The following is a 7,642-nucleotide window of genomic DNA, read 5'->3' on the forward strand; positions in this document are numbered from 1 at the left end:
GTCCTTTTTGGACGGGCAGGACGCCCATCCCACAAACTTGTGAAAGTTATTTAATTCTCATTCCTTAATCCTAAAGACCTCTGTATCTCTCGTTTATATCCAAGTCTATATCCCCCTAAGTCCCCCTTAATAAGGGGGACTTTGACAATAATCTTGTCCCCCATTTCTTAAGGGGGGCTAGGGGGGATCTAGACTCTGCTAGAAGCGAGATTTATCATGAATTTTAGTCGGAATTTGACACCAATGACAACTGTCAACTGTCAACTGTCAACTGTCAACTATCAACTGTCAACTGACAACTGACTAATGACTATTAATTATTCTTTGACTCGCACGTCGATAACGCTGGCGTTGAAAATGTACTTATTGCCTTCAAGCTCTAGCGTAGTGCCAATTTTGACTTTCGTATTCCCTAAAACCGGGCCATTTTCAGTAAGTTGACCTTTTCCCTCTAAGGTAAACATCATATTTTTGCTGAAGGCTTCTTCTTCTCTGGGATCGGGGAGAGCTTTCAGAGTGCCGTTGGGCTGAGGAACTGCTAGGGTTCTGGTGAGAGTTTTGACAGATTTGATGGTAATCTGACCGGAGGGTTGATTGCGGATCACCACATTGATTTTATCACCGGGTTTGAACAAATTTTGAACATTTGTTCCTTTGAGACCGATCGCAATTGCATCGATTTCTACAGGTTTGACACTGGCGCCGACTTGGGCCACGGAACCGCCAGAAGTGCCGGGAAAGAAGAAGATTCCGACTGCAACTAGCAGTACGATTAGAGCAGCAGCTACGTCTAGGATGCTGAGTTTGCCGAACAGCCGGCCTTGAGAATCCAAAATTTTCATAAATCGCCTATTATACTGATAGCGACAGGAGTATGTTTACAAGCTCAGGACTTACGCAGACATCGATGAAAAACAGATGCTGCTATTGCTGAGCTACCGCTGGCAATGACATACTTTATTGATGCGTAAGTCCTGAAGCTAAAAGATATTACCACAACGATCGCCCAAAATCCGCATGACTGGGGCACTTAAGCCAGAAGGCAGTTGACGGCGGTTGGTTGGCCGACAGGCGGCTCGCCCAGAAGCTGGTGGCGCCGTTAAAAATTGGCAAAAAGCTAGAATAGCAACTAAGCAGCCTCAAATTGCGTCTGCCTATTGAGTGAGTTTTCGAGTTTTTCGTAAAATTTTACCTAACTTCTGCCACGTATCAATCATGTTAAAAAGTTTTTGGTTGACTTGCCGGCGTACTTGTGGCCGGGCGATTTATCTGTTTCTGTCCCTAATTGTGGCTGCTGGTATCTGGGTGGTTTCCCCGGAACCGACTCAAGCATTTTCTTTGCCTGAACTAATTTTTCGGGGCATTCAAGTTATTCAATTGTCGAATATGTCCGATCGCCAAGAGGTGACTATTGGCCGACAAATTAATCAGCAGTTGACCAGTCGCCAGTTTAAGATTGACCGCGATCGGGACACTACAGAATATATCAACCGCATCGGTCAACGACTCGCTCAAGAAAGCACTCGCCCCAATATTCCTTATACTTTTCAAGTGATTGACGACGACGCGATTAATGCTTTTGCAACTATGGGCGGTTTTGTTTATGTGAATAAAGGCTTAATGGCAGCGGCGGACAATGAGGCAGAATTGGCCAGTGTGATCGCCCACGAAATCGCTCACATTAATGCTCGCCACGCGATTCAACAAATGCGTCAAATGGCCATAGCTTCAGGTGTAGCTTCGGCCACAGGGCTCGATCGATCTCAGGCGGTTCAGATTGGGGTGGAATTGGCTTTGCGGCGTCCCCACAGTCGCCAAGCTGAGTATGAGGCGGATCAGTTGGGATTGCAAACTATGGGGCGAGCGGGTTACGCTCAATCTGGGATGGTTGATTTTATGAAAAAGTTGCTCAACAAGCCTTCTCCTCCGAGCATTTTGAGCACTCACCCGGCAACTGGCGATCGTATTGCTGCTATTTCGCAGGCTATAGATCCGGATCTCGCTAGCGGTGAAGGTTTGGATAATGAGGATTACAGGCTAGAAATCCGCAGGCTTTTAGGTTCGTAGCAAATGTAAATCAGTCATATCAATTCCGGTTGCACTCATACATGATATAGAGGACACGGCAATGCCGTGTCCCTACCGAAAATAATAATATTATAGGGACACGGCACTGGCGTGTCCTAATTTTGGCTAATAATTCCGATGCTACCGGAAACGATATCAGGCGCTCTCTTCTCTTTTCTTAACTTCGCGATCTTCGCATCTTCGCAGTTCGTTAAAAAATAAATCCAGTTACTAGGGTACGTCAGAAGCAGGTTAATTTCGACTTAATATATCTGACATCTTGCACCATTCTCAATTAGCCTTTTAGGAACAGGCTTTCCGGCCTGTTCCACAAGAAAATCTACTCTTTGTGGAACGGGCAAGATGCCCGTTCTTGAGAATCGTGCAAGATGTGAGATAGATCGGACTAAAACTGACATACCCTACACCGAAAACTTGATTTAACACTGCTGTTGAACAATAGAATCGATCGCAGCTTGCGGGGGTGCAATCGGCTGCGGCTTCAATTGCCTGACAACTTCGTCAAAGGGCAAAATTCGGACTTGATTGTTAAATACATTTACTTGATAAACTCTGCGGTAGCTGAGGTCAAATCCTGTCAGCCAGCCGCTTTTGGGATGATAAGCACCCGTGTCAATGTCCAACCACCCTTCGCCCCTGACTAATTCGCCCGGTCTGACCCCATGAAAGGTAAAGGTGATCGTGTGACCGGTGATAATTAATTTATTGGGAAAATAGGGTTTCGACATGGTGTGAAATTCCCTGCGAATCCAACAAAGTTGTTCGATCGACTGTTCATCGATCGACAGATGGGGGTCAACGCCGGCGTGAACCAGCCAGATGTCCCCTAAATCCAGGTGCGTGGGGAGCGATCGCAGCCACTCTAAGTGTTTGTACGGCATCATCCCTGTATCTCTGTAGCTGGCTACTGTCGCATCGCCGCCACTGTAGAGCCAAGATTGCCACGCTCGCATATCCATCGGTGTCCCCGACAAAGCTTCCAGCATCAGTTGTTCGTGGTTGCCCAACAGAGTTTGGTAGGGGCTTTGCTGCACAAAATCTAATACCTGAGCGCTTTTGGGGCCACGATCGATTAAGTCTCCCAAAAAATAGACGCGATCGTTCGAGCTGGGGGCAAGTGCCTCTAGCAGGGTCATTAAGCCGTCGTAATGCCCGTGTACATCCCCGATAACAATGCGCCGGTGCTCCATTGTGTTTATCCGCTTCCCTGACTCAAAAGCCCCATCTCTAGCTTATAGCATCTGATTTTGCTGCTATTTGCCTCCCCTCTTTTACGGTGGAGGGGTGTCACCCATTATACTGCTTTGTATAAATGTCGTGTAAAGCTCGCCAATCTCTGTTTGCGTAGCTACTGATAGAAACACAGGCAAGCTGTTCATTGTGCTTCTGCAACTGCTGTTACTGAGGCAAAGCTTTGAGTTATTTCACGCTTTAGGGTACATCAGCGATTAGCCGACCGATTCAGTCGAAAATAATCCTAGCTGACATACCCTAAAATACGATCGAGTCTTAACGATTGTCACTGAGTCAAAGCTTTGAGGAATGTCTGGAGTTCTGCCAAAAAACCTTTCTTTTTTAGGGGTTTGGCAGGTGTGGTGGAGTCAGGATCGGCGGTTCCGATAGCTTTGGCTAAAATCCGCTCTAAATCATCTCCGACAGGTTTTTGGGCGGTTTCAGAAATTAGTTCGTATTCGTCGTTTGTTTCCAGCCAGACTTGCCAGGATTGGGGGTAACAGCGGAATAAAGCCGCAGTGTCTAGGGGTCTGATATAGTAGCAGGATTCGATTTTGCTGAGGAATCGATCGCGCAATTGGCGGCCCGCATAGCCTATACCTATGGTAGCAACATCTTCCAGGCGCGGGTTTAGTAGAATTACTGGGCGACCGGCCGCAGCTATGTAAATTTTTTCGACTTGGGCCACTTCTACGGCTGCTGGATTGATCAAAAGGAAAAGTTGATCTTCCGGTGCAATTTTATCTTCAACAGGAGTGCGACTGCTACCCAAATCAGTGACTTTAAACGGTGTTTCTCCCCAGTCACGGCGCGCGAGGGCTGCCGCACCGGTGTCGGGAAAAAAGACTTTGACTCCGGAGTGAATTTCCTCAAATTCTGGGATAAATTGTAGGGCGATAGACTGTGCTTGCAGGGCGATTTCTGGAAATACTAATTCGACTTGCAGTAGAGTTTTCCCGTCCGAGAGGGCAGCGGCGGTGGCAATGCGGGATTGGGCGATCGCCTCGTTGAGATCCTTGGGCAGTTCTGTCATTAATCTTATTGTTTTTACTCGACTTCTCTCAATCTAATTTTACCTGAGATATTGCACCATTCTCAATTACCTGTTTAGGAACAGGCTTTCCGGCCTGTTCCACAAGAAAATTCACTCTTTGTGGAACAGGCCGGAAAGCCTGTTCTTGAGCATGGTGCAAGATGTAAGTTTTACCGCATTAAGCAACAAAAGCTAACACGGACAGAGGCGATCCGGAACCTCCCAAAACACGCAATATTCCGATAACTAAAGTGAAGTCAGCCGCAGGTAACAAGTTGAGATTTGCCAGATTTTCCAGCACTATTCGCTGCGTTTTCAATACCAATTTATTAACCACAAAACTTTCATCTTGCCCGGTATCGACTCCGTGGGTGTCGGTTCCAATTCCAGCGATAGAGCGTTCTTCTAGCAAAAATTGAGTTGCTGCTTTGCCAAATCCGGGAAAGTGGCAAATTCCGCGATCGTCTCGGTTGAAAAATGCTTGCTCATCATCCCATTTTTCTTGCCAGCCAGTATACAATAAAACTAGATTTCCAGGTTCTATAAGTTTGTGCTGCCGTTCCCAAGTCAATATATCATCAATTGTTAAAGTGTAGTCGGGATTGGCAAGACTTTGCTCTCGGAGGTCGATCGTAATTGCGGGGGAAACTAGCGACTGCGGGGAATAACTATCAATGCTGGCGCCTCCTGCATAAAAGCTGTTGGGTGCGTTGATGTGAGTGCCGCTGTGTTCGCCCATTGAGAATTTTCGCAGGAAATACCCGTCTGTTTCTATTTGAGCTACTGTGGCAATTTCTGGGGCTGGATCTCCGGGCCAGATGGGAATGTTGGGATGAATTGCATGGGTTAAGTCTATAATTTGGCTGTAGGCTATCGTTTTTAAGTTATTTGACTTAAAGTTGTTTGTCATCAGGTTAAATATATCTATTATTTATTAAACACAGTTGAGTTTTTGACCTTCTGCGAACTCAATATAAAATCTAAAATCTAAAATCTAAAATTCGATTAGTCGATCGAGCGTTGCTTCCATCACATCATTTGTTTGCCCGGAAACAGTATACACCAAAGCTTCTCGATAAACTCTCCCGGCCGGGTGCAACGTACCGTTAGCACCACCGCTAGAAACTGTAACCGCAGCGTGCCCGCAGCGCACGGCTAAATCAATGGCTTGAGCTCGCAGCGCTAATTGTTCTGCTTTCGAGCTATGTTGAGATTGTTGGAAATTCTGTTTTAGCCGATCGAGCTTTTGCTCTAGTTTTTGGCAAGCCGCCGTTATAAAAGGTGAATTCTTAGCAGCCGCCGCTGCTGCAATTACATCCAATCCCGCTCGAATACAGCCGAAAGTACCCGGCACAAAATTCAATATATTTTTGCTGTCGTTTTCCGAAATCCAGCCGACAGGTTTAACTGAAATTATTTCCGATTCCTGCAGCAACCAATTATCGAGAGTGGCTGTCACAGTATTAGTCGAGTTCATGGCGATTAACTGCATGATTTCGCTACAAGCTATTTTACCAGATTCGCGTTCAATATTGGCAAAAGGCACTAAACCGAAAACAGCGCGTTTGTCAGGAAGTACCGCCGCTACAATAAACTTTTGAAACAAGCGAAAACCTGTTACCCAAGGAACTTTTCCTGACAGTAAATAGCCCGCTATTGTGGGAGTTGCGGTGACGGCCCGATTTCCCGATCGCCTCAAATGCGAAAACCCAATACCCAAGCGTAACTCTTTTTGGGCGATCGCGGGCAAGTATCTGCTTTTTAGCATTTCATTGTCGCTGTTGGCAAGCATCGCAGTTGCGCTGTGGTGCTGAGTTTGCAGAAAACACAAAGCGCCGGAATATCGAGCCGTCAATTCCTGATATTGGTAAAAAATCTCCGGGGGAATCTCCGCGCCGCCCCATTTTTGGGGAACTCTCAACGCTAAGAGCGATCGATCTTCCAATCCCGCAACTGCTGTTTTCAGGGCTTCCGAGTCGCTGTCGATAATTTCCGCGTGGGGTGCAACGCACTTTTGTAGGTAAGTTTCTGTGCTGTTGAGAATATCTTGGGAATCCATTTTTTATAATTATTTTATAGTTATTTTTCTCTAAAATCTTGTGAGCCAGCATAAAAATAGACCCCAAAACTAACTTATTTCATCACAGTCTGTACCCTTCTCAAGAACAGGCATCTTGCCTGTTCTACAAAGAGTAAATTTATTGTGGAACGGGCCGGAGAGCCCGTCCATAAAAGGCTTACCGAGAATGCCCCAACTAATTTATTTCCACACTTTCCAAGGAGCCTTCCCTTCATCCCAAAGCTCGTTTAAATACTTGTATTCTCGAAAAGTATCCATCGCAAAGAAGAAGCCCTCATGACGGTAAGCCATCAACTGTCCCTCTGCCGCCAAACGCTGCATAGGCTCCTGTTCTAAAATACAATCATCTCCCCCCAAATACTCAAATACCCGGCGGTTAAATATGATATATCCAACACTTATCCAGCCGTCGATTTGAGGCTTTTCCGAAAATTGAACTACGCGGCTATCGCTGTCTACATCCAAAATTCCAAAGCGAGAAATCGGACGAAATGTGGTGACAGTTGCCAGCTTACCATGAGACTTGTGAAATTCGAGCAAGGCGTCTATATTGACATCAGCTACTCCGTCGCCGTATGTCACCATGAAATTCTCGCTATCAATATATTTTTCGATCCGTTTTACCCGACCTCCCGTCATGCTTTCCGCGCCAGTTTCAGCTAGGGTAACATTAAAATCTTGTTCGAGATGTTCCTCGTGATAAGTGATGGTATTTTGGCGTCCCAGACAGATAGTAAAGTCATTGTTCATGGCTTCATAATTGAGGAAATATTCTTTAATCATGTTGCCTCGATAGCCCAAGCACACAATAAAGTTTTGGAAACCGTAGTGTGCATATATCTTCATGATGTGCCAAATAATTGGATGGCCTCCCACCTCAACTAAGGGTTTGGGACGAAATTCTGTTTCTTCTCTGAGACGAGTACCGAGACCACCTGCTAGGATAACTACTTGCATTTTTTCAATTTTTTAAAGATGATAAATTAATTTATCATCAATCATCAGTGATTGAGTCAAAGAATTATTAACTTTTTCTCATACTAAGTGAAGCTTTGTAAACCACATAAATCACGAACTATTCTCAATAATCGTAGGGTGGGCGCCCAGCACCCTCTATTTACCTCTATTTATGAATAATCCTAGGGATCGCGAATTAAATAACTTACAATTTTAATTGTTATTGTGGGATGGGCGTCCCGCCCGTCCAA

Annotated in this window: 7 protein-coding genes; 1 reads left to right on the plus strand and 6 read right to left on the minus strand. The window is 45.6% G+C overall.

The window, feature by feature from the left end; all coding sequences use genetic code 11:
• Window positions 1–317: 317 nt before the first annotated feature.
• Window positions 318–842 (minus strand): DUF4330 domain-containing protein, encoded by a 525-nt coding sequence (locus QUA58_RS30220; RefSeq protein WP_333257207.1) that lies wholly within the window; start codon window positions 840–842, stop codon window positions 318–320.
• Window positions 843–1,215: 373 nt separating this feature from the next.
• Between QUA58_RS30220 and QUA58_RS30225 the strand changes: the two genes are divergently transcribed.
• Entirely contained in the window at window positions 1,216–2,067 is an 852-nt protein-coding gene (locus QUA58_RS30225) for a M48 family metallopeptidase (protein ID WP_333397821.1), read from the plus strand.
• A 440-nt stretch (window positions 2,068–2,507) separates the two neighbouring features.
• On the opposite strand, the gene QUA58_RS30230 is transcribed toward QUA58_RS30225, so the two are convergent.
• From QUA58_RS30230 to rfbF, 5 genes are all read right to left on the minus strand, one after another.
• Window positions 2,508–3,278, minus strand: coding sequence for a metallophosphoesterase family protein (locus tag QUA58_RS30230; protein ID WP_333199212.1), 771 nt, complete (start codon window positions 3,276–3,278; stop codon window positions 2,508–2,510).
• Window positions 3,279–3,607: 329 nt separating this feature from the next.
• Window positions 3,608–4,354, minus strand: coding sequence for a DUF1995 family protein (locus tag QUA58_RS30235; RefSeq protein WP_333397822.1), 747 nt, complete (start codon window positions 4,352–4,354; stop codon window positions 3,608–3,610).
• Between the two features lie 178 nt (window positions 4,355–4,532).
• Complete coding sequence (locus QUA58_RS30240) at window positions 4,533–5,264, minus strand: cyclase family protein (RefSeq protein ID WP_333397825.1); 732 nt, start codon at window positions 5,262–5,264, stop codon at window positions 4,533–4,535.
• Between the two features lie 84 nt (window positions 5,265–5,348).
• A complete protein-coding gene (locus QUA58_RS30245) occupies window positions 5,349–6,413 on the minus strand; it encodes an acyl-CoA dehydrogenase family protein (RefSeq protein ID WP_333397827.1) in 1,065 nt (354 codons plus the stop codon).
• 201 nt (window positions 6,414–6,614) lie between these two features.
• A complete protein-coding gene (gene rfbF, locus QUA58_RS30250) occupies window positions 6,615–7,391 on the minus strand; it encodes a glucose-1-phosphate cytidylyltransferase (RefSeq protein WP_333257194.1) in 777 nt (258 codons plus the stop codon).
• Window positions 7,392–7,642: the final 251 nt, after the last annotated feature.

Source organism: Microcoleus sp. N9_A1 (genome assembly GCF_036701795.1).
Taxonomy (GTDB): Bacteria; Cyanobacteriota; Cyanobacteriia; order Cyanobacteriales; family Microcoleaceae; genus Microcoleus.

What these genes read in the sequence shown, in the direction of transcription:
- QUA58_RS30230 (WP_333199212.1), bottom strand. Translation starts at nt 3,278, where the DNA reads ATGGAGCACCGGCGCATTGTTATCGGGGATGTACACGGGCATTACGAC.
- rfbF (WP_333257194.1), bottom strand. Translation starts at nt 7,391, where the DNA reads ATGCAAGTAGTTATCCTAGCAGGTGGTCTCGGTACTCGTCTCAGAGAA.
- QUA58_RS30225 (WP_333397821.1), top strand. Translation starts at nt 1,216, where the DNA reads ATGTTAAAAAGTTTTTGGTTGACTTGCCGGCGTACTTGTGGCCGGGCG.
- QUA58_RS30240 (WP_333397825.1), bottom strand. Translation starts at nt 5,264, where the DNA reads ATGACAAACAACTTTAAGTCAAATAACTTAAAAACGATAGCCTACAGC.
- QUA58_RS30245 (WP_333397827.1), bottom strand. Translation starts at nt 6,413, where the DNA reads ATGGATTCCCAAGATATTCTCAACAGCACAGAAACTTACCTACAAAAG.
- QUA58_RS30235 (WP_333397822.1), bottom strand. Translation starts at nt 4,354, where the DNA reads ATGACAGAACTGCCCAAGGATCTCAACGAGGCGATCGCCCAATCCCGC.
- QUA58_RS30220 (WP_333257207.1), bottom strand. Translation starts at nt 842, where the DNA reads ATGAAAATTTTGGATTCTCAAGGCCGGCTGTTCGGCAAACTCAGCATC.